The organism is Membranihabitans maritimus (genome assembly GCF_021729145.1).
Lineage (GTDB): Bacteria > Bacteroidota > Bacteroidia > Chitinophagales > Saprospiraceae > Membranihabitans > Membranihabitans maritimus.
The window spans coordinates 36,767-61,938 of the sequence record NZ_JAJSLW010000018.1 but is presented as its reverse complement, the minus strand read 5'-3'; the positions used below and the strand labels follow the sequence as shown (position 1 = coordinate 61,938).

The window sequence follows — 25,172 nt, the reverse complement described above, 5'->3', positions numbered from 1 at the left end:
GTTTTCTTTTATGTTTAAATCCCATGTATACATGATCAACAATTATATCGGAATTTGGTCTGTAATTTCCATCCTATCCCAATTTCTATGGTTGGAAATCGCTTTAATAAATTCCTCAGGCTTTTTATTGATAAGGACAGCAGCATCATCTTTATAATCACTGACGTAGGTCTTATCCAACATTTGTTCTCCTTCCCCGCTGGCAGCTATTGCCTTACAATGTTTAAAAGCTTCGTTAATGAATTTTATATATTTTTTATTTTCAAGTAAACCTTGAATGGATTTCTGGCCACCGGGTATATATACGGCATCAAATAATACACTTTCCGTAGTCATTATTGGAGCATGTACTTTGTGTTCCGTATTTGAATCACATAGAATAGTCCCTCCCTGAGGTGCAACTATATGGAGCATGGCCCCTTCTTTTTCCAATTTATCTTTTATTGCGCTTACATTTTTCCTAGAAAATCCGTTGGTTGCCAATACTGCAATTTGTCTGGTTTCAATACTATTAAATTTCGTATTGGCCTGACTCAGGGCAGGGTCTTCATCCAGGTATGTTTTTTTAGGGCCCGGTTGGTGCCTATCTACGTCTGCATCTGCCCCTATTGCTTGATTTATAGGCTGCTTAATATTGTTGGGAATATCCGTTCCCAGGCCTGTTGCTACTTTCCCTGCAAGTGTTTCATCAATTTGATTAAGCAACCACAGCATGCGTTCTTTAATATGGTCATATGTACATTTGCCCAATTCAAAAATATAAGCATCGGCAAGATGTGCTTTTTCCCAGGAGGAAAGACTTCTATAAAATAACGCCGGTTGGGAAAAATGATCACTAAAACTTTCGCTCCGGCTTCGAATTTTATTTGCATCTATTCTCTCTTCATAAGCGTGAAATGCCCCTTCACTGATCTTAGACAAATGAGGACACCCTCCACTGATTGAATTAGGGAAGTAAGCAGTTTTCCCTTTGGGGATGGATGTCTGCATTTTAGCATCCCGTTGGTTATTTTGAGTGGGAATCACAGGCCTGTTAATGGGTATTTGATGAAAATTGGGACTCCCTAATCTGGACAACTGTGTATCTCGATAGGAGAACAAACGCCCCTGGAGTAGCGGGTCGTTGGTGAAGTCAATCCCAGGGATAATATGTCCGGGTAAAAAAGCCACTTGTTCGGTTTCTGCAAAGAAATTTTCGGGATTTTTATTTAAAGTCATTTTACCAACTCGTTTTACCGGCACCATTTCTTCCGGTATCAGCTTGGTAGGGTCCAATAAGTCGAAGTCAAATTTGTGTTCATCTTCTTCCGGTATGATTTGTAGCCCAAGCTCCCATTCAGGATAATGCCCTGATTCTATAGCCTCCCATAGATCACGTCGATGAAAATCAGAATCTGCTCCGCTTATTTTCACCGCTTCATCCCACGTGACGGAATGTATTCCCAGCATGGGCTTCCAATGAAATTTCACGAAATGGGCTTCCCCCTTTTTATTGATAAGCCTGAAAGTGTGGATTCCAAATCCTTCCATCATCCTATAACTTCGTGGAATCGCACGATCACTCATTAACCAAATTTGATTATGTAGTGTTTCGGGTGTGTGTGATACAAAATCATAAAAAGTATCATGAGCAGAGGCCGCTTGTGGTATTTCCCGATTGGGTTCCGGTTTTACAGAATGTATGAGATCCGGAAATTTCATAGCATCTTGTATAAAAAAGATAGGCATATTATTGCATACCATATCCCATGTGCCTTCTTCGGTATACAATTTAACGGCAAATCCACGTACGTCCCGGGCCAGGTCTGTCGAACCTTTTGAACCTGCGACGGTCGAAAAACGGACAAATACAGGAGTCTTTCTGCTGGTATCGTTCAGTATACCGGCTTTACTGTATTCCTCTAGGTTCTCATATAATTCGAAATACCCGTGAGCACCGCTACCCCGGGCATGGACTATGCGTTCCGGTATCCGTTCATGATCAAAGTTTGTTATCTTTTCACGTAGTAAAAAGTCTTCCAGTAAAGTAGCCCCTCGTTCCCCCGCTTTAAGAGAATTATTGGTGTCATTAACTTTAACCCCTTGATTGGTGGTGAATGTAGAGTCCTTTATCTCTTTTGTATCCTTTTCGAGGTCTTTAGCTTTTTTGGTGTCTTTCTTTTTTGGATTTTGTTCTTTCATAACTTTGTTATTTTTATTGTTGATATAGTTTAAATCTGAATTCGAAAAAATAAACTGATCCACCTCAAAATTTGCACCCGGGTTGAAAAGTTGAGTATGACTTTTGGGTTTACCTAACCATTCTTTTCAATATGTCTGGTGTTAAAGCATATAAAATGCGGACAGATATATAGCAGATATAATTGCTGTCTGCAGACCCGTGCTGTAATTCGTATTAGGGTATAGTCAATGGGCTTCTCATCAGAAGGTTCAAAATTAAAGCTTACGTCCTGAAAAAAGGGATGCAGTTGATAGGCTTTTTCAAGTCCGACTATCTTGTAGTTTTTACAGGTACTCTTGAGAACAATATATTCTAGTCGAATTTGTCATCCAGACAAGCCAATTCTTTGTAATAATAATTGGTCAGTTCTTGCAATATGGATCTTTGATACTTTGAAGACCTCTTTAAATTTTACTAATGGATTTAGAGTATCATCCTTACAATTACAATAAATCGCTCTATATACTCTTATATATAATTACATCAAAAATAATATGAAATATTTGTAGGGATGTATGCTATTAAATTATATTTTGACGCAAAAAATATTCTTCCTTGTTCTCAAAAGCATGGAAATTCAACCTATACCTCCATCAAGGAATTTTTAGATATCAAACTTTTATATTGCTCTCGAAAATATTTAGGTGAGCAATTATATCTTTTTTTGAATATTTTGGAAAAATAGCTTCGACTGGTTAAACCGATGCTGTATACGATTTGTGAAATATTCATATCCGTTTTTTCCATAAGTTCTGCTGATTTTTCCAACCGTATATTTCGTATGAAATTAATTGCTGTTTTGTTATGCATTTTTTTAAATCCTTCCTGAAGTTTGGCCGGTGAAAGACCGGTTTTAGTGCATAAAAACTTTATGGTATAATCTAAAGAGGGATTCTTTTTGATATAACTTGAAACATCCTGTATTTGTTCTATATCGCGACAAGTGAGAGTCCCATTGTCCAATTGTTTGGAATTTATGCTATTCAACATTTGTTGCATTTTTAGCCCCAGTATTTCATAGATGAGCCCTTCCATAATAAGCTCGGAAGCTATACCTTCTTTTGACATCCGGGAAAGGATATTGATTTTATCCAATAATCTCAAATTTTGTTTCCCCAGGTACATAAATGTAGTACATCTAATTTGCTCACAATAAGCTACTTTGAACCGGTAGTAAGAGGAATAAAGTAATTCTTTTGCTGAGGTGGCCGGTTTATTGAAACCAATTATGCAAAATTTATAATTAATTTCCTTTTTAAGCTTTAGTTTAATGACACGAGTAAAGCCATCAAAAATAATAGCATTGTGAAAAGGGTTAATGGTTTTTTCTTCCCCGTTTTCAAATGCTAGTGTAAAAGTCCCCTTCCAACAATGCAGGAAGTAAAATCCTTCCTCATTGATGCTGGAAATGATCACATCCTCACTTTCTGAAAGACAAAATGAATATTCCAGATAGGATAGGTTTTCTGATATAGGGTGGGTTATTTGGCTCCAGTTACTACCCTTTTTCCGGGAATTAAGTAGGTGTGAAGAAAAGGCTAAGTTGCCGGGGATGCTTCGTCTTTTTTGATTAAGATCCATAGGAGTAAATTTTAAAAATCCACTTCATTTAATAGTGAATTCCTTGTGATAAAATAAACAATGTCGTATGGAATCTCTTGAGGTATTAAATTGATGCAAATTAGGAGATTGCTCTATGCTTTTTAATTTGCTGTGTACCATATATAAACGGAACATATGTCGGTTTTGTATAAAATATTTCTTTTTAACAAATACAATGTTTATGATATATGAAATATTCGCCATCCAATATTGCTATTAAAATTCGGCCTTTCCAAGTCCGGAGCTTTCCAAACAAAAATTCATGCGATAATGAATGCTTTCCCGGGCATATCATAGCATTTGTTCGATACTTAATGTAATTGGAATATAGATTTATGCTTTCGATAATAAATTATAATAATACATGCATAATAGTCGAAGTTGTTTTGATTGTATTTCACTTCCTTTTAATAATGCAATTGCTGTTTATTTTTATTTAACATACGTTAATTGGTTGAAGTGAAAGAATTATATTGTGAAATGTTCGTATTAATAAATACATGAAATGATTAAAGTAAATCAATAAAATAAATTATTATGGATTCATTAGAAAACAAAATCAGAGGGAATTGGAATCTTCTAAGAGGAAAGTTTCAACAGAAGTACGGACATCTCACACATGACGATTTAAAGTACGAAAAAGGTAAAGAAGTGGAGTTGATAGGAAGGCTTCAGAAAAGAACAGGCATGTCACAAAATGAACTGAAAAACTATGTAAACACTTTTGTGTAATTCAGCATTTTTTATAAAAAACATAAAGAGGAAAACCCATGTGTATTAAAATACCTGGAAGCGCAAAGTCCGGTTCTTTAGACGAACCGGCCCTCTTTTGTAAAAAATTATTATCATGGCAAAGAAGCAAATGAATCGAATCAAAAACAGGGAACAATACGAGGCTCTTCGGGACGATGGTATGAGCAAGGAGAAAGCCGCAAGGATTGCTAACACGGAAAATGCCGGAGAAAAAGGTGGAAAAGCGAAGAAATATGAAGATCGAACCGTAGAGGATTTAACCCGGTTGGCTCGAAAAATAGGCCTGAATGGATACAGTAAAATGAATAAAAAAGAACTAATCAAAGCTATACGGAATCATTAACAAATGGCTTTACTAACATGCTTCTCAATTTTGTAAAAGGTAAAAGTCGTTGGATAATATACCTACGTCGATTAATACAGGAGACCCCGAAAAAAGGATTTTTCGGTTCCTCTTAGATCCCATTTCCGTACAGTCAGTGCGGCTTTTTTTAGTCGCACTTCATTCGTCATTCTTCTATGTCGTTCATTTTCTCCTGCACACGGAACCTCGGCGATTCTGCCGGGACAAGCTGGTCAAATTTATTGCGTTTCGCGACCAAAATGCCAGGGGATACTCTGTTTCCTTAGCTCAATCCCATTAAGCAAATTAGTTTATCACAGTATCACCAGGATTTTACTTCTATTTGGACTTATTGTATGAAGTAGACATCCATTCCCACAGGGAAATAACAATAATACTCAACCCAAATAATGGAAGTATAATACCCAAAAGTATAATGGATATGATTACTCCTTTCCCAACTTTCAAGTCTTTTGAAGTCCTTGGAATGCTCCACGATCCACGCTTTTTTCTTTTGATGTATGAGATCAATGCGGCAATGCTCAATACCAAAATTCCAATAGCGGTGAACAGGACCAATAGCCAGTTCCACCAACCAAAATGCCCCTGGTGAAACTCCATTACCCACATTCTTCCCTGTATCATAGGGCCTACATCCTTCCAGCTTAACTCTTTAACCATTTTCCCGGAATATTGATCGAAATGGATCATCTTACGGTGTGATAAATCTGGTGTAGTGTTAGATACACTAAAGACAGCCGTTGGGTTCTGGGGCAGAGTAATTCCTACCTCTCCGGTAAGATTTTCTTTATTGGCAATTTCCGCCATATCATCCAGGGATAGCGGCACCCCAATGGGTGTGGATTCAAAAAACTGGCCATTCCATTCCTTGGGATACCCAGCGTTGGTTTTCTTTTGTAACCATGCAAAATTGTTACCGAAAATATCGGTCCAGGGCAATCCACCTGCCAGGATCAAGAGTATTAACAGTGAAGACCAAAATCCCATGACAGCATGCAAGTCCCTGTAAAATATACGCTTATTTCCATTCCTTCGTATCCGGAAAAATGATTTGATTCCGCCACCATTATTTCTTGGCCAGAATAAATACAGACCGGATAAAAGAAGTACTACCATCCAACTGGCGACTAACTCTACGATCTTCGTACCAAATTTACCGGTCAGCAGTTCGCCGTGGAGCTTCCTGACCTGGAACATGTCTGTCTCGCTTGAAATTATTTCATTAGTGACAAGGTTTTTATAGGGATCGATATAGATGCTTGATTCCCTGGCGAACCTTCCGGATACAAATTCAGTAGCCTCGTTGTTAGTTTGAGGCAGTAACATTGTATGAGGTGGGGCTACAGCTGATTCTTTAGCTAACTCCCATTGCCGGTCATAGCTAACCCGTTCATTACCTATGGAAACTTCTTTTACATCCTTATAAATAGGTTTTTCATAAGCATCTTTAAACAGATAAATAATTCCGGTTACAGCCAGGATAATTATGAATGGGAGTGCAATTATACCCCCGATAAAATGCCATTTCCATAGCCATTGGTAGGTGTTTTTATGTTTTTTCATTGAACTGATTTTTAGGGTTAAATCACGCAAGTGTATATTTATTACCAACTGCAGGATTAGTGTGATCTGCCTCCAGCCTTACTAATGAATTATCGATTAGTTTTTTCTTCTTTACCAAAATGATATCCGATTCCAATATTGAAATTTCGCGGATTCCCTACACTATACGTTTGGCCCCAGGCATTGGCACGGGCGACTGTGGCATAGAGTTGATCCGTAGTGTTTATTGCGTTTACCCAAATTTCAAATGCATTCCACCTATATCCGGCACGTACATTAAATATGTCGTATCCTTCATATTCTACAGTGTTGGCAGCATCCATAAAGTAGGAATCGAGGTGTTGCCATTCCACGCTGAATCTAAATCCGTCTATAAATTTTGGTTTATAGCTCAATTGAGCGTTTACAATATTGTTTGGGGCTTGCGGCATCCTGTTGTCAAAAAACTCCATGCCGGAATCTTCATAATCCAGGAATTTATGAATGGCATAAGTGCCGCTTACCCTAATGGATAAGGCAGAAATTGGATTGACCATTAAAGAGTATTCAATACCCTGGTGGGTGGTTTCCCCGGCGTTTTGACGAATACTTGTACCGTCATTTTGTAATACGGAGATGATTTCATTGAGTCCGTCCATTCTATATATACTCAATTCCAGTTTTGCTTTTTGGTTGGCAAAATTCATCCAGCCCCCAATTTCATAATTGCTATAAAAAACTGGTTTGAGAGTAGGGATTTTATTCCCAACATACAATTCGGTTACCTGTGGAGGAACAAACCCCTGACTGAAGTTGGCGTATATTCCCTTATTATTTTGCAAGTCATAAGTAACACCAATTTTCGGCGTAAACCGGCTAAAAATATTTTTACCGTCCAGGACTGCGGTAAATGAATTTTTACCGAGATTATTTTCGAAATTATAGTTGAAATTATCGAAGCGCAATGCACCGGATATTTTTAGGTTTTCTACTGGTTCTATTGTGCCCTGGAAATAGGCAGCGACATTTACCAGGTCTGTGTGATAGTCCGAAAGGACACTATCTGTTTTCGCAAAGGATTCATAAACTCCATCATCGTTTTTAAAGATTTGAATGTAATCGGCGTTGTAGGTATTAGGGCTATAATCCAGACTTAATCCACCAATGAGACTGCTATTGAGCCAGTCATAATCTTGCTTATGTTGTGCGATCAATCCATAGCTTTGAAAGCTGTTGTCATTTAATTGACCGTGAGCCAGGTTCGGATCCCCGGAGGGTATCCACGGCTTGAAATCATCAGCTACACGATAAGATGGGTTTTGTTTTATGGAGTTGTCCCTGAAATATCCGGTTAATGACGATTTTGCCCGGGTATTCCAGTAGTGGTTTATTGCCAGTTTGGATCGAAACGCATTAACTTGTCTGTTTGTGAATGTTTGATTGGAGCCGTAAGATTTACTGTAGAAGTCCATACTGTCCAGGGAACCCGACATGTCGGAATAATAATCAACGAGTGAGTTGCTCCAGTTAAGTTCGGTTTTTTCACTTACGAAATAATTGGCGGAAAGACTCAGGGCTAATTTATTAAAATCACTGTGTGCCAGGGTGCCATTTTGCTGGTCTGCGTAATAACCAGAAAACCGAATACCCAATTTTTCAAAGGTGTTCGAAGCATAAAAGTCGGCTCTCTTGTATCCTATATCGTTTCCTTGAAGTGTAATTCCGGCTGTAGGGGAAACCGAAGGTTTTTGTGTAATAAAATTGACAGCTCCGCCGATGGCTTCACTTCCATACAAACTGGATGAAGGCCCGCGGACGATTTCTATTCGACTCACATTTGCCATATTTATTTCAATGAGTGCATTGTGGTTGAAAACTCCTGAAGTACGGATGGGCACCCCATCTTCCATATATAAGTATGATGCTCCATAGTCAATAGGCTTGCGAATACTCATGGTATGTTGTTCATTTCCCAGATCAACCATGTAAACACCGGGGCTCTGGTTCAATACCTGATCTATAGTAGTGGGTTTGTTGTCAGAAATGACTGCAGGGCTTAGTGTGGATATGGCAACAGGAGCATTTGTTCGATTTTCCTGTTCCCGATTAAAACTGACCACTACCTCTTCAAGGGCAAAAGTGTTTGACTTTAATGCCACAGACATGGAAGTTTTGGCAACTATATTTTTATTGACGAATCCCAGTGAGCTAATCACCAAAGTATCTTTACCAGACGTTGCATCTATTTCAAATTTGCCCTGAAGGTCAGATATAGCGGATTGATCATTTGTGGTATTATAAATTACTGCATAGGGTAGTGCTTCACCCGTCTGGTGATTTTTGATAACCCCTGTAGCGGTTTCCTGGGAAAGCAGGAGTATGGGAAATAATAAAATCAGTATGGTAAAAGGTAGATGATATTTCATAATATAATCTTTATAGTTGGTATGGAATTTTGTTTTGATTACCTGGAATCAATAATGTTAAGTCTTTGGTTGGATTATTTACGTAGATTGTTACGTTTTGGATTTAATAGTTTTATATCTCTAATCAATCGAAGTACATCTTGCTCATCGGTGCCGTCGTAATATCCCCTGATCCTTCCTTTTTTATCGATTAGAATAAATGCACCGCTGTGAACAGCCCCACCGGGCGCATTGGGATCCTCTTCGGCACTAACCATATAACTGCGTTCTGCCAAATCAAAAATGGAATCCCTGTTACCTGTAAGAAAGTGCCAGTGATGTTCTGCGTCAACGTTAATAGCATCTGCATATTTTTTCAAGACGGGTATGGTGTCGTGTTTTGGGTCAATGGTATGGGACAGAATCCATATCTCATCGTCATTCTTGTATTTTTCATACACTTTTTTCATGTTCCTTTTCATGACCGGGCAAATCGTAGGGCAAGTAGTAAAAAAGAAATCGGCTATATAGATTTTTCCTTCCATCAATTCCCGGGTAATCCAGTTGCTATCCTGGTCCATGAATCGAAAATCCTGTATAGTAGGATATACAGAATCGATAACTTTTTGGCCATCCACGATGGTTTCCTTGACTAATTTGCGGCCAAGGATTGGAAGCGTCTGCCGGGGGATGTCACCACAGGAAAAAAAATAGATGAATGGTATGATCCAAAGGGATTTCATATTAGTTTTTATTTTGGGTTGACTAATTTTTTTGCCTTGTCAATAGCACTTACCATATCTGATTTTACTTGTATGATGGCTTCTTTTTGTTCCAGGTGAATGGATAAAGATGTGTCTGCGTCGTGTACACTATGGTCGTGGCCTGTGTGACCTTCTTCTTTTGTGCTTTGATCCGGATACTTTACTACATTGTGCATCCAGTCCATCATACCATCGTCCGCTTTTTCAAGATCGGAAATGGTTATCTTAATTTTCTCAATTACTTCTTTGGATTCAATTTTTCCCAACTGTAATGTCAGTTCTTTTTTTAGCTTGTGAATTTCATCCATCCGTGGCATTACCTCGTCATGAATGGTCATGGCCTCAGTGAAAACTATCTTTGCTTCCGGTATAGATTGGCTTTCGGAATCCTTACTGTTTTGGCATCCGACAAGGGGAATCAGAATTGCAAAAATTATATTTTGAATTATTTTCATGATGTATTTATTTTTGAATATCCCATACGTTTTTATTACGAAAGGGTGTGATAAAGAATTAGTCAAAGCTCAACTATCCGCAATTTACTTTCCATTGTATATGGAAGACGTTACATTTGGCGTAAATGGGTATTAAGGCTAGGGCTAGTTAGGATGTATGTGAAATTCGATCTCCTCTGCCACCAGGCTATCATCTTCTTCGGCGTCGTGGCTCCATACTGATGCTTCCATAATCCAGTCAGTGGAACCCTTAAACCCATTTTCGGCTGAGAGGACCAGGTCTTCATGAAAATCATAGGAAATTTCTTCGTGAACATGTTCTTCATGCAAATAGGCCACATTGTTGACATCTTCTTTATCCCTTATTTCAATTTTGATATTATGTACGATTTCACCGGAATGGCTTTCAAATAGTACGTTGATATGGATCTTGTCGTTAAGATTTTTTACTTCAGAACCGGGAGATTTTATATGCGCGTGATAGGCATATTCGGTTCCGGGTTCCATGTCATTGTTTTCTTTTTCACAGGAGTAAAATGGAAATATTATAATGGCTATGAGAATTATATTTTTCATGTTTTAGAATTTATAATATTTTAAAATTCAGTATTTTGAATAAAAGATATATCGGTAAGTGTATATAAAAATGCCTCGAGATCGTCCTTTTGGTCCTCTGTCAGAGGAATACCTAATTCTCCGTTTTCGTTCAATTCTTCGGCCAGTGTGGGAGAGGGTAATACGTTTTGGTCGTAAAAATCCAGTACTTCCCGTATCGTCTCAAAACGTCCGTCGTGCATGTATGGCGCAGTTAATTCAATATTCCTCAGACTTGGTATTAAAAACTTTCCCCGGTCACCCGGCCATTCGGTAATTCCTTCCCTTCCTGAATCTTTGAAAATAGTGTCCAACCCATTGTTCTTGAATTCTTCACTGGTAAATAGTGCTCCGCTATGGCAACCCTGGCAATTTTCAATAAAAACCATTTCACCCCTTTTTTCCTTCTTGCTTAATTCGGTTTCGCCCCTCAAATTTTGGTCGTATGGTGAATTGGATGATATCAAAACAAGTAGGTACTGAGAAATGGCTTTCAACACAAAAGGCCCTGTAATAGTATCTGCTTCCGGATATACTTCTCTAAACAAGTTGGGATATTCCTTGTGGTCGTTTAGTTTGGTGACAACATTATTCAGTGTTTCCCCCATTTCCACTTCGTTTTCAATGGCTGCCAAAGGGACAAAATCAAGTACAGATGAACTACCGTCCCAGAAAAACTCCCTTCTAAAAGCCAGGTTGAAAATGGGTGGGGCATTACGTGTCCCGACCCTTTCGTGAATACCAATACTTGGGTTGTGCTGGGCATCCGTAAATGCTACTCCCTTTGAATGGCAGTTTGAACAGGCTACACTATTATCAATAGAAAGAAGGGGTTCATTGAACAATTGTTTGCCCAATTTAACACCTTTTTCGCTTAAGGGATTCGTATTTAACGGATAGGTAGGAGATGGAAAATAGTCCGGTGTTTCCAGTTTTATAATGTCCGGGGAAATATTACCAACCTTGCTACACGAATAAAAGATCCCTGTTGTAAAAAGGCAAAATATGACTATGTATTTCGGGCGTATCATCAACTCACCATGGTTGTCTTCTTACTGATGAATATGATCAAAGGCAAATGCACCCTTGAAGTTCTCGGCCAGGGATTTGCCGTCAGAGGGCTTATGTACATTATTATTTCCTGAAAAGTCTATGGCATTAGTGCCTTTAAACAATCCAAGCAGGTCCATTACCATATGAATGTTGGGTTCACCCGTGCCGTCTACATTGAGAGCTGTGTCGAAGGAATATTCCAGTCTCTTGTTGTTATACACAAATGCCGTTCCGTCAATGTCTTTCCATCCGCCTACATGGTAAGCCATTCCGTGCTCTATATCCGGATTTACTGTGTTTCCACTGGCACCTCCCACCGATGCTTCCGAATGCCCTTCCAGTTTAAGAGCTACATAGCCGGAGTTCCAGTTCCAGAACATGCCATTGGTCGCCGGGTCAAGGGAGCCTCCGGCAGCCCCTTCCACTACGCCTTCTTCATCAACACCAATTGTAAAAGTGATTTTATTGTATTTTCCGGCAGGCACGTTTTCCAATGTGATACGTTGACTGGATGATTCACCTTCATCGATAAGGTAATACCCCTTAGCTTCTGCGGCAGTTACTTCCAAAGGATCTTCATAATAGGCGCCATCCGGTCCTTCCAGTACGATGGAAGAAACAAAATATTTCAACATCGTAATATTGAATTCCTGGCCCATTTCATTCTCATATTGATAATCCTGGTTGCCGGGTTCTACCATTTGTAATTGTCTTTGAACCCCGTCGATGATGGCTATATTATCAAAATCGATAGTGACTTCTCCTGCCACAGGCTGAATATCTTCAGAATCGTCACATGAAGTCAAAATAAATATGCTGCTTAATAGTATGATTATATGTTTAATAAATGATTTCATTATTTTGAAATTTGAGTATTAAAAAATATAGGATAATTGCACGGCCAGGCGATTTTTGCTTTCTACTTCTCCCTGGGAAAAACTTTGTTGGACAGGTATCGAATATTGAATACCCACCAACCATGAATCCTGTTGAATGTTGAGCCCGGCGTTGGCAAAAAGGCCTTTTCCCCCTGTACCGTGAACATAATTATCGTTTTTATACCGGTCCCTGGAAATGTATTCACCGTTTGCCCCCAGTTGTGGTATTATTTCCACTTTACCAATATTGAATTCATGGAAAAAATTCAACCCGGATATCCATTGATGCCCGAATTTATACCCATCGGCAGAGGCGGTGTTGATTTGTGCGGAACTGCTAAGAGCAATTCCCCACCGTTGCCTGCTATATACCAGTGTAGGTTCGAATACTATCCCAAGGTTTCCTTGTCCCAGGTTGAAATTCTCAGGTAGATTGGAATCGTGTATATCCGGATCATAAGTGCCCGTAGGTAATTTTAATCCCAATCCCGTTTCAAAAAGCAAACTTGACCCGTCCTTATTCAACCAATTGTTGAGCCATGAATAATTAGCTGTTATTCGTACGTCGCCAAGTCCATTCCTCAATGTATTTTCATTAGTATTTACCCTATGGTTTATACGGTATGGCAAATTCATAGTTACTTTGAGCCGGTCAGATAAATAGTATCTGCCCGCCAGGTCCACTATTTGAAAATGATCGCTGGAGCCACTCCCATATTCAGCAAGCGATTCATATCGTGCGGATTGCCATGATAATCGTACGAAATTATTCCGGTAAGAAGTCATTACTCCGATACCACTCCCTGCAATTCCGCATCCACAAGCATCGCAGGCGTAATTTTGTTGTTGAGAAAGCATTATACACAATGCTCCCATCAGGGCTATTCTATACATATAGCCAATATTTTACATTTTTTAAAAATTATACGTGCAGAGTGCTGACAGCATTTGATCAAAGATTTTCATAGGACTATGCCTGGGTTCTGATAGCATTATCATCAAAGCTGCTCGGAACTCTTTATCTCAATCAAAATTGTCAACGAAGTGGTTATATAAATTTCGGAGGATGGAATAAGTTGTCCGAATATAGAAAGGTATACTGGTCAGCATATTGGAAATTATCATCTCTGACAAGAGTATAATTTTTCACAAAAGGCTGATAGTCATTGTCAATAAGGTTGATTTGCCGGTCTTCCAATTGGGAATTGGGTAATTCCTGCCGGTCTTCTGCATTTTTTTCCAGTGCATCTTCCAAAAAGCAACTACCATAGCAGAGCATTTCAGGTGTGATCTTGTAGACACAGAGATTTTCAGCAATATAATCCTGGTTGACCTTGAAAAGGACATAAGTGGTCACATCTTTGAATGAAACCAGCGAAATAGTAAAGATTAATATCCAGGAAAAATGTCTCACAAGAACAAATTTAGCAAAAAATGCTAAACCGGATAAGCAAAATTCATAAATTTTGATGAATTCATTTAGCAAAATAGTTTGATCATGTACTGCTTCTTCCCATACCAATTATCAACCTGTCAGGCTTTCCAAACCACGACAGGTTGATCAGATAAAATATTGTAAGTTGGCACGAAGTTTTTATTTCAATTCAATGTGCCAAACTAGTTGGGAAACGATACGTTGTATAGTCACTGGACTTTTACCGTGTAGCATTCTTCCGGCATCGGAACCTGGACACCTCAATGCATCGGAACCTTCGGATACTTCAAGCAGAATAATCCCTCTAAGTCTCTATCAGATTGACTTGTTCCCGCTCCATGGCCCCTGGATGGCAAGCGTCAATCCCGGTCCCTGTATATTAACAAAAAGTGTTTTCCCGGACGGGGAAAAGCAAACTCCTGCAAATTCGGATTTATATCCAATATTCCGGGCGATATGATACATCTTACCCTCCGGGGTAACTCCTACCAGTCTTGGGGTACTTTGGTCCTCCGCTAGTACAACATCTCCCCAGGGGGATACAGTCAGATTATCGGCAAAGCGCATCAGATCTGAATCTACCGATTCTATAAATAATTCCAATTGGCCCGGAGCTTCGGACTCATTAGGTTTCCCTTCATTTTTACCGGGGATGTATTTGAATATTTGGCCGTTGTTTTCTTTCCCTCCATTGGTGCAGGCAAAATAAATTTCATCATTACCATACCACATTCCTTCCCCCCTGGCAAAACGGGCTGCTCCTTTTTCAAATCCCCTTTGATTCAGGTCGCTATTAGGGGAATCAATATCTTCCAGGTCTATCCATTCCACTTCCATAGGAGTATTGAGTTCAATGGGCTCCGAATCCAGTTTTTTCCAATTTCTGGTGTCGCAAGATGGACGTCCTTTGATGGCGAGAGCCTGGAGTTTTCCACTGGACAAATCTCCATAGGTGTCCGGTATAAAGCGATAAATTAACCCTTCACTGTCATCTTCTGTTTCGTAAACGATTCCCGTATCCGGGTCAACAGCGACAGCTTCATGCGAGAACCTACCCATCGCCTTCAAAGGCACCGGTTTTTGAACGCCTACTTTGTCTGTAGCTATTACTTCAAAATTGTAACCGTGGTCTTTTTCGAGAAAATCGTTAGCTCTTTCGGTTGTTTCTTCGCAGGTAACCCAGGTTCCCCAGGGAGTAGGACCACCTGCACAATTCCTATACGTCCCGGTAAGGCTTAAGAATTCTTTTTCAACTTCCATGGTATCTTCATTAAATATGACATTGGAAGTTCCACCAACCCCGATTCTTTTTCCCCGGCCGTAATCGTATATTAGATCCTTATCCATTTTGGATAATAACTCGTCTTCGGGACCATAGGGACCCTGTTCCATATCCCCCGGGGATACCTCGTGGTTACGGACTAGAATAGTCTTTCCATTTACATCAAAAACTGCCATTCCATCGCTTAATCCGGGCTGGAAGAACCCATCGGACATTTTGTTTCCTTTCCGGGAGATAATTTTATATTTAAAGCCTTTTGGCAGCTCAATCACATCATCCAATCCTTTTAATAACGGACCATAACCAACTTTTTCATCAAGAGAAGGCAGACTGAATGCCAATTTGTGCAAACCCATAAATCCCATACTGATTACGCTTGCATTTCGGATAAATTTTCTTCTACTAGACATTGCATAAATTTTAAGTCAAAAAATGATTGCAGTATAACTCCAAAAATAGGAAACTGTATTATCCGCAATTTGTAATATTTTGGCATAAGGTAGTAGTATTTTGCGAACATTAATTTCGTAAGAGTCTAATGCTGTAATTTCTATTTTCATGCCATAAATCTTACCCATAAACATTCACCTGGTTTTTTCCAACGGTCGAAAGTGCCGGCTATAACACTACTAGTAGGTTACAGACAAGAAATACCAGTATGAATTTCAGAATGGCAAAATATAAGTCAATGTCTCAATATTTGATCATTCTCCCATCCTGCGAGAAAGAAGCTGGTTGGGGTAACGAATATTTTGCCATTGCCTTTCGCATCCTTGCAAGATTGATTGTAAAATAATTAGTTACAATTAATCTCCACCATTATTCACCCCGAAAGCTTTTCCCGAAGGGATTTCTTTATAGTGGATTTAATACGAATAAGGCAGGTTAAAAATATAAAAGTCCTAACACAAATTATCACTCTGTTCCTAATGTTAATAGAAAATTTACAAATGGAACCTTTTAAGGGGTGACTTTGCGCCTTTAGTGTATTGGATCAGTGGAATCCTTATGGAAAACCGAATGTATTTGGATTTAAATTTTAGAATTTTAGAAAGATGAAACACTATCTGTCATTAATACATTGAATTAGTGTTAAGGATTTGGTAAAAAATAAAAAATTGGGATCTAAAAAATCCAAAGCCTAGCTATTGTCGTAAATGATTCAAAATGACAATTAAAAATTATCCATTATGAAAAGTAAATTAGTTTTGAATCAAAAGATTTCTGGCAAGACCCCAAATTCTCGCAGAAATTTTATAAAAGTAAGCGGACTGGCAATGGCGGGAGCTGGCTTGTTAATTAGTTGTGATGACGATGATATGATTACTGATCCAAACCCGGAGGTTTTTGACCTGGGGGGTGGGGACTTAGGTGTTCTGAATTATGCGTACGCTTTGGAACAACTCGAGTCAGCCTTCTATACTCGAGTTGTCAATGGGAGTTATTGGTCCGGTGCGTCTGGGGAGGAGCAGATGATTTTGGAGGATTTATACAATCACGAAGTTAATCACCGCGAGTTTTTCAAGGCGGCACTTAATGCGAACTTCAGTGAAGAGCAAATTTTACCCGAGTCATTGGAGTTTAATTTTGCGGACGTCGATTTTAGCAGCAGGGATTCTGTTCTCGGGACAGCCAAAGTACTTGAAGATACAGGTGTACTGGCATATAATGGTGCGGGCAGGATTATTGAGACCGCAGATTATCTTGTTATGGCCGGAAAGATTGTTTCGGTAGAGGCCAGACATGCAGCTGCAATTCGCAGCATTTTAGGCAATGATATGGATGACTACCTGGCTTTTGCGGGTGATGATATCGTAGATTCTAATGGGTTGGATGGTGCATTAAATCCATCCGAAATCATTCAAGCTGCAGGTGGATTCTTTAGTACTCCTTTCACGGCTAACCAATTACCTTAATTCAATTAATAAATAAATAAAAAGAAATATTATGAGTATTATAAAGTTTTTAAATGAATTTACAACCGACAATCTGGAAGAAAAGAGAACATCCCGAAGGGCTGTATTTGGCCAGATGGGAGAATTGGGAAAAAAAGTGGCATTAGCTGCGATTCCATTAGGTTTGGGAGCAATGGGAAATAAGGTAAAGGCTGCAGGACCCAATACTATTAATGAAGATCATATTTCGGCGTTGCAATTAGCTTTGACATTGGAGTATCTGGAGGACGAATTCTATCTTAAGGCTTTGGATTCCGGGGTGTTGGCCGGTAATCCCAGAGCTGAAGCAGTATATATGCAAATTTCTAAGCATGAATCGGCTCATGTAGCTTTTTTACAGAGTGTATTGGCTGATAATTCAGTCGATAAACCAACATTTGATTTTACGGTTGGGGGTGCTTTTGACCCATTTAACGAAAGTGGCGTGGGGCAAGAAACGGCTTACGCCCAATTACTGGCTTTAGCCCAGGCTTTCGAAGATACGGGTGTAAGAGCTTATAAAGGGCAAGCTGGTAATTTAATGGGAGTAAGTGATGGGGCTGTATTGACAGCCGGGTTGCAAATACATTCCGTAGAAGCGAGACATGCATCGGAAATTAGAAGGCTGCGTGGCCTTGATGGTTGGATTACTGAAAAAGAGCGTGGAGCTGGAATGCCGGAAGCCACCCAGGCCGTTTATAATGGAGAAGAAAATATCAACCAGGCTGGGGTAGATGTCACTACACTGGGAAGCGGCAGTCCATTTACATCTGAAGCCGCTACTCAAGCGTATGATGAGCCAATGTCAGGTGATACGGCAACTACCATTGCCAGTCTGTTTATTACAACATAAAGCATAATTTTTAGAAATCTTGTTTTATTGCAAAGAATTGAATTTCAATATCCATTTTCCATTTAAGTTCATAAGTTTTGTTTGACCGGATCATTGATTTTCAACTATGAGCCGATTTTATTCGGCACTTGATTTCTAATGACTCCCTTTTACCTTTAAAAGGAGGATGGAAACGGCCTTTACAATAAGGGCCGTTTTTTATTTTGATATTTTCCTGGGGTAGTTTTCCGAGTAGTCATATGCCTGAACTAGATATTCTTTAAGTTGATTAGCGACAGGAGTATTTAGGTCTATTATATTTTTACTCTCTTCAGGGTCCCTATCAAGGTCGTATAATTCGTAAGCTATCCTATCTTTGGAATGTTTGGCTATTAATTTGAACTGGTCGGATCGTACTGCTTGCAGAAATGTATCCCTAACATGGCCGTAATCCCAATAAAAATAGTCAGGATCTTGTATCGATTTGCCCTTAAGAACGGGCAAAAAAGATCGGCCATCGGATGTAATGGAACCCGGATAATCCAAAATATCAGCGAAGGTAGGTAGAAAGTCCCAGAAGGCTATGGGTGTATCTGTGGAGGAATTAGATGCTACCTGATTTCGCCACTTTATTATCATAGGCACCCGTATTCCACCCTCATACAAATCCCTTTTACCTCCTCTATACTTACCATTACTATCAAAAAAAGTATAGGCTTTTTCTACATAGTCAAGGGGGCCGTTGTCGCTGGTAAAAATTATAATTGTATTTTCTTCTAACGCCAGATCTTGAACCAATTGGTTTATCTGTCCGATGTCTTTATCCATTCGACTAACCATAGCAGCATAATTTTTTGAAGTTTGTGACCACTCTTTTTCGGAATATGGGGCATCAGAAGGAACAATGTAGAGATTCGGGGAATCTTTGTTATAATCAGAGAAATGGGGTATCGTGTAAGATAAATAGAGAAAAAATGGTGAATTTCGATTCTCCCTGATAAATGAAATGGCTTTTTTTGTAAAAAGGTCGTGCGTATATTCATTTTTCTTTTCGCCCCTGTTTCCGCTTAGTAAATCAATATCTGTATTATCCCAAAGATAATCCGGGTAGTAAAAATGTGCCTGGTCCTGGTTGAGGTGCCCGTAGAAATAGTCAAAACCTTGGCGAGTGGGTATCCCCCAGGTTCCTGGATTTCCCAATCCCCATTTTCCTATAGCCCCGGTCGTATATCCCGCTTTTTTCATCATTTCAGCAATAGTAAAATCATCAGGTTGCAAAAAAGTACCATGTGGGATATTGTCACGAACCCGGTTGTGACCGTTGTGCTTTCCGGTTAACAAACTGCATCTGGAAGGTGCGCAAACACTACTTCCCGCGTAAGCCTGGGTAAACTGTAATCCTTCCGATCTTAATCGGTCGATGTTAGGTGTTAATATTTTGTCCTGACCGTAGCAACCTAAATCTCCGTAACCAAGATCATCAGCCATGATGAAAATTATATTGGGATTTGTCTGTTGACATCGAATATTAGTGGTGAAAAAAATATATATTCCTAAGATCAATAAAACTTTGCAATAATAAGTTTTCATTTACTGGTAAATTTGAAGTTTAATGTTGTGTGAAAATAAAAAAATGAATATAATTTATAAAGTGAACTCAGGGACTGGGGTAAAAATATTTTTGTTTTTAATACTTGCTGTCAGTTCATGCGTTAATCAACGAGAAAGTGTAGATGAATTAGCTGGAACCTATTACGGATTATTGCCATGTGAAGATTGCCCCGGGGTCTCAGTCAAACTGGAGATCGGTGGTTCAGAAACGTTTACTTTACAAACAACCTATATTGGCAAGGAGGACAGATCCAGTACTGTTACTGGTAAATATTCACGGTCAGGTGATTCTATTATTACATTGGAAAGTAAAATAATTGAGCAAAATAAATTGATGGTATTGGACGACCAATTATTTGTACTTGGAAATCAGTCGGAATCCATTCAGGGGGAATATTCTGATGATTTTATTCTTTGGAAAGATGAGCCTGAAAGGGCAGAAGTCAATGGCGAAATAGGCAGCACTTCTCGTATTTATGATTTCAAAGGTAGTGGTAATGAGCCGTTTTGGAACGTCAATTTTAATTTTGCAAAGAATGAAATTCACTTTAACTCCCTGTTTCCATCTGAACCCGAATTTACGACAGTGATGCCGGAAATCACCTACTCTCCGGATTACAATTCATGGAGTTGTGAGATTGAATCAGGAGAAAACTATTTATTAGTGGATGTTGACAGAGTCAGCTGTCAGGATAATATGTCAGGCCAGATGCATGATTACAAAGTAGAAATAAAGATTAAAACCGACTCTATGGACAAAATGGAAAACTTTGCTGGATGTGGTAATTACAGAACGGATTATTTACCATTATCCGGGCAATGGAAATTAATACGGATTAATGATCGGGACATTATGGAAGAATCCGGATCATCAGAACTACCTTACCTCTTATTTGAGGATGGAAATATTCGAGGAAAGGGAATTTGTAATACTTTTAATTCAATGGCCCGTGTTGATGGTAATTCAATTACTTTTGGTGATTTGTCTACTACCAAAATGTCTTGTCCGGGTATTGACCTAGAGCAACAATTTTTTTCTGTCATAAATGGCCACCAAATTAGCTACTTTTATTCTGGAAAGAAATTAGTTTTTACTTCACCAGGGAACAGGTTGGTATTTGAACATTGATTTGTACATATATTTTAAATTATCGGGGGTTTGAAAAAATATATAGTAATTATTTAGTATCTTTGAAGACTTCTCATACTGACTAACTTTACCCACTCACTTTTCATATCAACAAGGAAAGGGTTATCAAGTACTGATGCCAGGATTAATAGCTAAACCGGACTCTGACCTATGGAAAATAGTAATACTGTTTTTTCAATGGGGGCTAGGACATTAGTTGTCATAATTATTTTTTGTCTTAATACCCCGAATTTATATTGTCAATTCCAGAAAAGCCAGTTTCGATTTTTGACGATAACGGAAGGATTGACACAGAATGCAGTACTGGATATCATTCAGGACCGGAAAGGATTTATGTGGTTTGGGACGAAAGATGGGTTGAATAGATATGATGGCTATGAATTTGTCAATTACACGCATTCTCCGGAAGATACTACCTCATTAGTTAATAATAATATCAAGGCTTTATTTGAAGATCCTAGCGGTAAAATTTGGATTGGTACCCAAGACGGTATGGTCGACGTATATGATCCGGTGAATGAATGCTTTCACCATATGACAATTGAAGGAGAGCAAAATTCTAAATTTAGTATTAGTGATATTGTCGGGGGAAACGACGGCACTATATTCATCGGTACGAAAGGGAAAGGTGTTTTAAGAGGCAATTTTGAAGATAAAACTTTTAGACCATTTGATAGTGGAAATGTACCACTTATTATTAATGAGTTACTATATGAGAAAGATTCGATTCTATGGGCTGTGACTAAGGATGGCTTTTATAAGACGATATTTAATGATACTGAAGTGGCTAATAGCGAGAAGATCCCATTACCTGCTTTTATTGCTAATAGCACAGATGAAGATGTCTTTTCAATTTTAAAGGATGAATTTGGGAGGTTTTGGATTGGGGGTATTAGTGGTTTGTATTTGTATCAACCCGGAAGGAAAGTGGGTGGAAAGGATATAGAAGCTACTTGTAGAATGTTTCAACATCGTTATGCTGTCTACCGTAGGGGATGGGGGAATATTGTATCAATGGAACAGGGGCCGGATGGGAAGATTTGGTTGGGTACTCCGGAAGATTTGATTGTATTTGATACATTGAATTATTCCTTTAATTTTTTGGAGGGAAAATCAACCACCATTCCCAAAATCGGTGTTTACAAGGTTTTTCGAGATCGATCGGGAGTTATGTGGCTTGGTTCCAATGGTGCAGGAGTTAGTATTTATAGCAGACATTCAAATAGGTTTGGAACCTTTAGAAAACCATTTAATCCAGAAGACCGGTTGCAGCATTTTAGTATTAGGTCTATATTTGAAGACCATGATGAAAATGTATGGATTAGTGCGGGGTTATTATATAAATGGGATCCGGTAAATAATATTTTCAAGAGTTTTGAAACAGATTCAAAGCATGTGGAAGATTTTGGGAATACAGAAGCCTGGTCGATTATCCAGCAGGATAATGGAATTATGTGGTTTGGAAGTTTCGAAGGATTGTACCGGTATGATCCATCTACACAGGAAATAAAACACTATAAGAAAGACATCGGTAAAAAGGGAGGGCTACCGGGAAAAATTGTCTATGAAGTCTTTGAAGACAAGAATGGTAAAATTTGGGTGATTTGCGAGAGTTTTATTTGTAGGTTGAATGAAGAAAAAGGAATTTTTGATATATATGACTTGTATTCCAGTTTGCCACCGCCAGGTGCACCCAGGTATGAATCGATATACGAAGACAAATATTCTAATTTTTGGATTAATTCGTATACCGGACTTATAAAATTTGACCCTGGATCTGGTGAGCAAGTTTTGTATAATCATGACCCTGCCAACTTCCAAAGCCTCAATTTCAATGATATTAAGTGCATTTTACCCGATCCGGACAAACCTGATAGTATTTTGTGGTTGGGGACAGCTGGTGGAGGTGTAAATAGATTTTATATTTATGAAAACCGTTTTCAGCACATAACTGAAAAAGATGGATTGCCCAATAATGTGGTGTATGGAATTTTACCTGACAAAAGCGGAAATCTATGGATGAGTACCAATAAAGGGATTGCCAGATATGATCCCAGAACTAAAATGTTTCAAAACTTTAATAGTTATGACGGTTTGCAAAGCGATGAATTTAATTCAGGTGCATTTCATCTTGGAGAGAGTGGGACCTTATATTTTGGCGGTATTCAGGGGCTAAATTACTTCAAACCTGAAGAAATTTCAAGAAATGAAAGCATTCCTCCAATTGCCATAACGGAATTAAAAATTGCCAATCGGAAAATTAATTTGAGTAATGGTACCGGTATTTTGAATAAGTCAATCGATTTTAGTGATGGAATTAAGTTGCCATATAATGCTAATATTTTTAGCTTGAAGTTTGCAGCTCTTGAATTTTCCAATCCTTTGAATAACCAATATGTCTATACATTGGAAGGGTTTAATTCAGAGTGGATCAAAGCCGAAGAAAGCCGGGTTGCTACGTATACCAACATCCCCCCGGGGAACTATATTTTTAAAGTTAAAGCGTCCAATAGTGATGGTGTCTGGAATGAACAAGGGACAGCACTTAAGTTGCATATCCTTCCCCCGTTTTGGAAAACCAACGTTGCCTATTTCATTTATTTAATTGGAGTAAGCTTTTTATTAATTCTTTGGTATAGATACTATTTGCACAGGCAACGGTTGAAGAATTCTCTACTGTTTGAAAAAATGGAAAAAGAGAAAGTCCTTGAAATTAGTCGATTGAAGACGAATTTCTTTGACAATATATCACACGATCTACGGACTCCACTGACTATGATCAAAGGTCCTGTGGAGGATTTACTGGAAAAAGTAACTGTCTATGACCATCGTCAAACGCTATTGGGAGTTCTTAAAAATTCTGATCGACTTTTAGACCTTATAAACCAGATTATTGATATTGGAAGGATTGAAAATAAAGGGTTTAAGCTGGAGTATTCCAGGATAGAATTTGTAGGGTTTGTAAAAGGGTTGGCCTCTTCATACGATTATTACGCAAGTTCACGCGCAATTAGCTTTTCATTTTTCTCAAATTCGGATTCTATTTGCACTCATATTGATGCTGAGGGAATTGAGAAGGTTTTTCACAACCTGGTTTCCAATGCATTTAAAAACACTCCGGATGGAGGAATGATTGAAATTCGGGTGGAAAGATTACAAAATAGCCTACAAAATAACGAAGTACAAGTCATAATTGAAAATTCCGGTTCAACTATTCCTAATGATGTTTTCCCCCGACTTTTTGATAAATATTATTCTACAGAAAAAAGTAATTCCAGTTCCGGATTGGGACTTACTATTGCCAAACAAATGATAGGAATGCACGGGGGGAATATTTGGGCTGAAAATACAGACTATGGTGTGCAGTTTATTTTTGTTATCCCAGTAGTTATTGAGGAGGTGTTGGATACGCGTGATTTTCAACCATCATTACCCCAGATGGATTTTAATGACAATGGGGCGAGCAATATTGAGTTGGAAACCCGTATTGATAATAAAAATAAACCCCTGGTTTTAATCATTGAAGACACTCTTGATTTACAAGATTTTATTGCACAAATTGTCAATAAAAACTATCAGGTGATTTGTGCTTCGGATGGTTCAGAAGGTTATGAAATAGCCATAGAATCAGTTCCTGATTTGATTATTACTGATTTAATGATGCCTGGAATGGACGGAGTAACGCTTTGCGAAAAGTTGAAGGTTGATATGCGTACTAGCCATATCCCGATTATTATCCTTACGGCACGGGCGATGTCTGATGACCGGCTAAAAGGAATAGAATCCGGGGCAGACCATTATATTACAAAACCGTTTTCTTCCCGGGAACTGGAGTCCTGGATTGAGAATTTGCTTCAACAGAGGGCAAGGTTGCAGAAAAGCTTTTCGAATGGGTTTACAGATACCTTAAAAGGGGTAGCCATAAATTCGACTGACAAAGATTTTATCGCTAAGGTCATGAGGAAGATTGAGGAAGAGAAGGATAATGAAAATTTCTCCCCAGCAGACCTTGGTGCCTTTTTAAATATAAGTGATCGCCAGATGAGGAGAAAAATAAAAGCTTTATTTGATCTTACACCGACTCATTTGATACGAAAATATAGACTGCAATACGCTAAAAGGTTAATACAATCTACTGACTATGCTATAAATGAAATTTGTTATAAGGTAGGATTTAATGATCCTGCTTATTTTTCAAAATGTTATAAAGAAGAATACGGACATTCTCCATCAGAAGTACGTTCTTTTTGATGTTTGTAATGGTTTGAAGTTCATCTGAATATGAACTTTGTCCGTT

Annotated in this window: 19 protein-coding genes; 6 read left to right on the top strand and 13 right to left on the bottom strand. The window is 38.6% G+C overall.

The window, feature by feature from the left end; all coding sequences use genetic code 11:
• Positions 1 to 42: 42 nt before the first annotated feature.
• Both LVD47_RS18375 and LVD47_RS18370 read right to left on the bottom strand, forming a co-directional pair.
• Positions 43 to 2,181 (bottom strand): catalase, encoded by a 2,139-nt coding sequence (locus LVD47_RS18375; RefSeq protein ID WP_236979522.1) that lies wholly within the window; start codon positions 2,179 to 2,181, stop codon positions 43 to 45.
• Between the two features lie 622 nt (positions 2,182 to 2,803).
• Positions 2,804 to 3,802 carry an AraC family transcriptional regulator gene (locus LVD47_RS18370; RefSeq protein ID WP_236979521.1) on the bottom strand — a complete coding sequence of 333 codons (999 nt, stop codon included), beginning with the start codon at positions 3,800 to 3,802 and terminating at the stop codon, positions 2,804 to 2,806.
• A 558-nt stretch (positions 3,803 to 4,360) separates the two neighbouring features.
• Here LVD47_RS18370 and LVD47_RS18365 point away from each other — a divergent pair.
• Both LVD47_RS18365 and LVD47_RS18360 read left to right on the top strand, forming a co-directional pair.
• Positions 4,361 to 4,555, top strand: a complete 195-nt coding sequence (locus LVD47_RS18365) for a CsbD family protein (protein WP_236979520.1) — start codon at positions 4,361 to 4,363, stop codon at positions 4,553 to 4,555.
• 115 nt (positions 4,556 to 4,670) lie between these two features.
• Entirely contained in the window at positions 4,671 to 4,919 is a 249-nt protein-coding gene (locus LVD47_RS18360; protein WP_236979519.1) for a DUF7218 family protein, read from the top strand.
• Between the two features lie 339 nt (positions 4,920 to 5,258).
• Here the strand turns inward: LVD47_RS18360 and LVD47_RS18355 are convergent, their stop codons facing one another.
• From LVD47_RS18355 to LVD47_RS18310, 10 genes are all read right to left on the bottom strand, one after another.
• Positions 5,259 to 6,503, bottom strand: coding sequence for a PepSY-associated TM helix domain-containing protein (locus LVD47_RS18355; RefSeq protein WP_236979518.1), 1,245 nt, complete (start codon positions 6,501 to 6,503; stop codon positions 5,259 to 5,261).
• Positions 6,504 to 6,592: 89 nt separating this feature from the next.
• A complete protein-coding gene (locus LVD47_RS18350; protein WP_236979517.1) occupies positions 6,593 to 8,908 on the bottom strand; it encodes a TonB-dependent receptor domain-containing protein in 2,316 nt (771 codons plus the stop codon).
• A 74-nt stretch (positions 8,909 to 8,982) separates the two neighbouring features.
• Complete coding sequence (locus LVD47_RS18345; protein ID WP_236979516.1) at positions 8,983 to 9,630, bottom strand: SCO family protein; 648 nt, start codon at positions 9,628 to 9,630, stop codon at positions 8,983 to 8,985.
• Positions 9,631 to 9,638: 8 nt separating this feature from the next.
• Complete coding sequence (locus LVD47_RS18340; protein ID WP_236979514.1) at positions 9,639 to 10,106, bottom strand: hypothetical protein; 468 nt, start codon at positions 10,104 to 10,106, stop codon at positions 9,639 to 9,641.
• 144 nt (positions 10,107 to 10,250) lie between these two features.
• Positions 10,251 to 10,682, bottom strand: a complete 432-nt coding sequence (locus tag LVD47_RS18335; RefSeq protein ID WP_236979513.1) for a hypothetical protein — start codon at positions 10,680 to 10,682, stop codon at positions 10,251 to 10,253.
• Positions 10,683 to 10,702: 20 nt separating this feature from the next.
• Entirely contained in the window at positions 10,703 to 11,731 is a 1,029-nt protein-coding gene (locus LVD47_RS18330; RefSeq protein ID WP_236979512.1) for a cytochrome-c peroxidase, read from the bottom strand.
• Between the two features lie 21 nt (positions 11,732 to 11,752).
• On the bottom strand, positions 11,753 to 12,610 hold the full coding sequence (locus LVD47_RS18325; protein ID WP_236979511.1) for an MbnP family protein: 858 nt from the start codon (positions 12,608 to 12,610) through the stop codon (positions 11,753 to 11,755).
• Between the two features lie 18 nt (positions 12,611 to 12,628).
• Positions 12,629 to 13,525, bottom strand: a complete 897-nt coding sequence (locus LVD47_RS18320; RefSeq protein WP_236979510.1) for a transporter family protein — start codon at positions 13,523 to 13,525, stop codon at positions 12,629 to 12,631.
• A 154-nt stretch (positions 13,526 to 13,679) separates the two neighbouring features.
• Positions 13,680 to 14,045 (bottom strand): hypothetical protein, encoded by a 366-nt coding sequence (locus tag LVD47_RS18315; RefSeq protein WP_236979508.1) that lies wholly within the window; start codon positions 14,043 to 14,045, stop codon positions 13,680 to 13,682.
• 336 nt (positions 14,046 to 14,381) lie between these two features.
• A complete protein-coding gene (locus tag LVD47_RS18310) occupies positions 14,382 to 15,758 on the bottom strand; it encodes an alkaline phosphatase PhoX (protein WP_236979506.1) in 1,377 nt (458 codons plus the stop codon).
• 780 nt (positions 15,759 to 16,538) lie between these two features.
• Between LVD47_RS18310 and LVD47_RS18305 the strand changes: the two genes are divergently transcribed.
• Positions 16,539 to 17,264, top strand: coding sequence for a ferritin-like domain-containing protein (locus tag LVD47_RS18305; RefSeq protein WP_236979504.1), 726 nt, complete (start codon positions 16,539 to 16,541; stop codon positions 17,262 to 17,264).
• A gap of 31 nt (positions 17,265 to 17,295) precedes the next feature.
• The gene (locus tag LVD47_RS18300) at positions 17,296 to 18,135 is read left to right on the top strand and encodes a ferritin-like domain-containing protein (RefSeq protein ID WP_236979502.1); all 840 of its coding nucleotides are present in this window, start codon (positions 17,296 to 17,298) and stop codon (positions 18,133 to 18,135) included.
• Positions 18,136 to 18,333: 198 nt separating this feature from the next.
• On the opposite strand, the gene LVD47_RS18295 is transcribed toward LVD47_RS18300, so the two are convergent.
• On the bottom strand, positions 18,334 to 19,704 hold the full coding sequence (locus LVD47_RS18295; protein ID WP_255785296.1) for an arylsulfatase: 1,371 nt from the start codon (positions 19,702 to 19,704) through the stop codon (positions 18,334 to 18,336).
• Between the two features lie 43 nt (positions 19,705 to 19,747).
• Between LVD47_RS18295 and LVD47_RS18290 the strand changes: the two genes are divergently transcribed.
• Positions 19,748 to 20,854, top strand: coding sequence for a copper resistance protein NlpE N-terminal domain-containing protein (locus tag LVD47_RS18290; RefSeq protein ID WP_236979498.1), 1,107 nt, complete (start codon positions 19,748 to 19,750; stop codon positions 20,852 to 20,854).
• 171 nt (positions 20,855 to 21,025) lie between these two features.
• On the top strand, positions 21,026 to 25,126 hold the full coding sequence (locus LVD47_RS18285) for a hybrid sensor histidine kinase/response regulator transcription factor (protein WP_236979497.1): 4,101 nt from the start codon (positions 21,026 to 21,028) through the stop codon (positions 25,124 to 25,126).
• Positions 25,127 to 25,172: the final 46 nt, after the last annotated feature.

Coding starts and splice junctions, on each gene's coding strand:
- LVD47_RS18375 (WP_236979522.1), bottom strand. CDS start 2,181: ATGAAAGAACAAAATCCAAAAAAGAAAGACACCAAAAAAGCTAAAGAC.
- LVD47_RS18370 (WP_236979521.1), bottom strand. CDS start 3,802: ATGGATCTTAATCAAAAAAGACGAAGCATCCCCGGCAACTTAGCCTTT.
- LVD47_RS18365 (WP_236979520.1), top strand. CDS start 4,361: ATGGATTCATTAGAAAACAAAATCAGAGGGAATTGGAATCTTCTAAGA.
- LVD47_RS18360 (WP_236979519.1), top strand. CDS start 4,671: ATGGCAAAGAAGCAAATGAATCGAATCAAAAACAGGGAACAATACGAG.
- LVD47_RS18355 (WP_236979518.1), bottom strand. CDS start 6,503: ATGAAAAAACATAAAAACACCTACCAATGGCTATGGAAATGGCATTTT.
- LVD47_RS18350 (WP_236979517.1), bottom strand. CDS start 8,908: ATGAAATATCATCTACCTTTTACCATACTGATTTTATTATTTCCCATA.
- LVD47_RS18345 (WP_236979516.1), bottom strand. CDS start 9,630: ATGAAATCCCTTTGGATCATACCATTCATCTATTTTTTTTCCTGTGGT.
- LVD47_RS18340 (WP_236979514.1), bottom strand. CDS start 10,106: ATGAAAATAATTCAAAATATAATTTTTGCAATTCTGATTCCCCTTGTC.
- LVD47_RS18335 (WP_236979513.1), bottom strand. CDS start 10,682: ATGAAAAATATAATTCTCATAGCCATTATAATATTTCCATTTTACTCC.
- LVD47_RS18330 (WP_236979512.1), bottom strand. CDS start 11,731: ATGATACGCCCGAAATACATAGTCATATTTTGCCTTTTTACAACAGGG.
- LVD47_RS18325 (WP_236979511.1), bottom strand. CDS start 12,610: ATGAAATCATTTATTAAACATATAATCATACTATTAAGCAGCATATTT.
- LVD47_RS18320 (WP_236979510.1), bottom strand. CDS start 13,525: ATGTATAGAATAGCCCTGATGGGAGCATTGTGTATAATGCTTTCTCAA.
- LVD47_RS18310 (WP_236979506.1), bottom strand. CDS start 15,758: ATGTCTAGTAGAAGAAAATTTATCCGAAATGCAAGCGTAATCAGTATG.
- LVD47_RS18305 (WP_236979504.1), top strand. CDS start 16,539: ATGAAAAGTAAATTAGTTTTGAATCAAAAGATTTCTGGCAAGACCCCA.
- LVD47_RS18300 (WP_236979502.1), top strand. CDS start 17,296: ATGAGTATTATAAAGTTTTTAAATGAATTTACAACCGACAATCTGGAA.
- LVD47_RS18295 (WP_255785296.1), bottom strand. CDS start 19,704: ATGAAAACTTATTATTGCAAAGTTTTATTGATCTTAGGAATATATATT.
- LVD47_RS18290 (WP_236979498.1), top strand. CDS start 19,748: ATGAATATAATTTATAAAGTGAACTCAGGGACTGGGGTAAAAATATTT.
- LVD47_RS18285 (WP_236979497.1), top strand. CDS start 21,026: ATGGAAAATAGTAATACTGTTTTTTCAATGGGGGCTAGGACATTAGTT.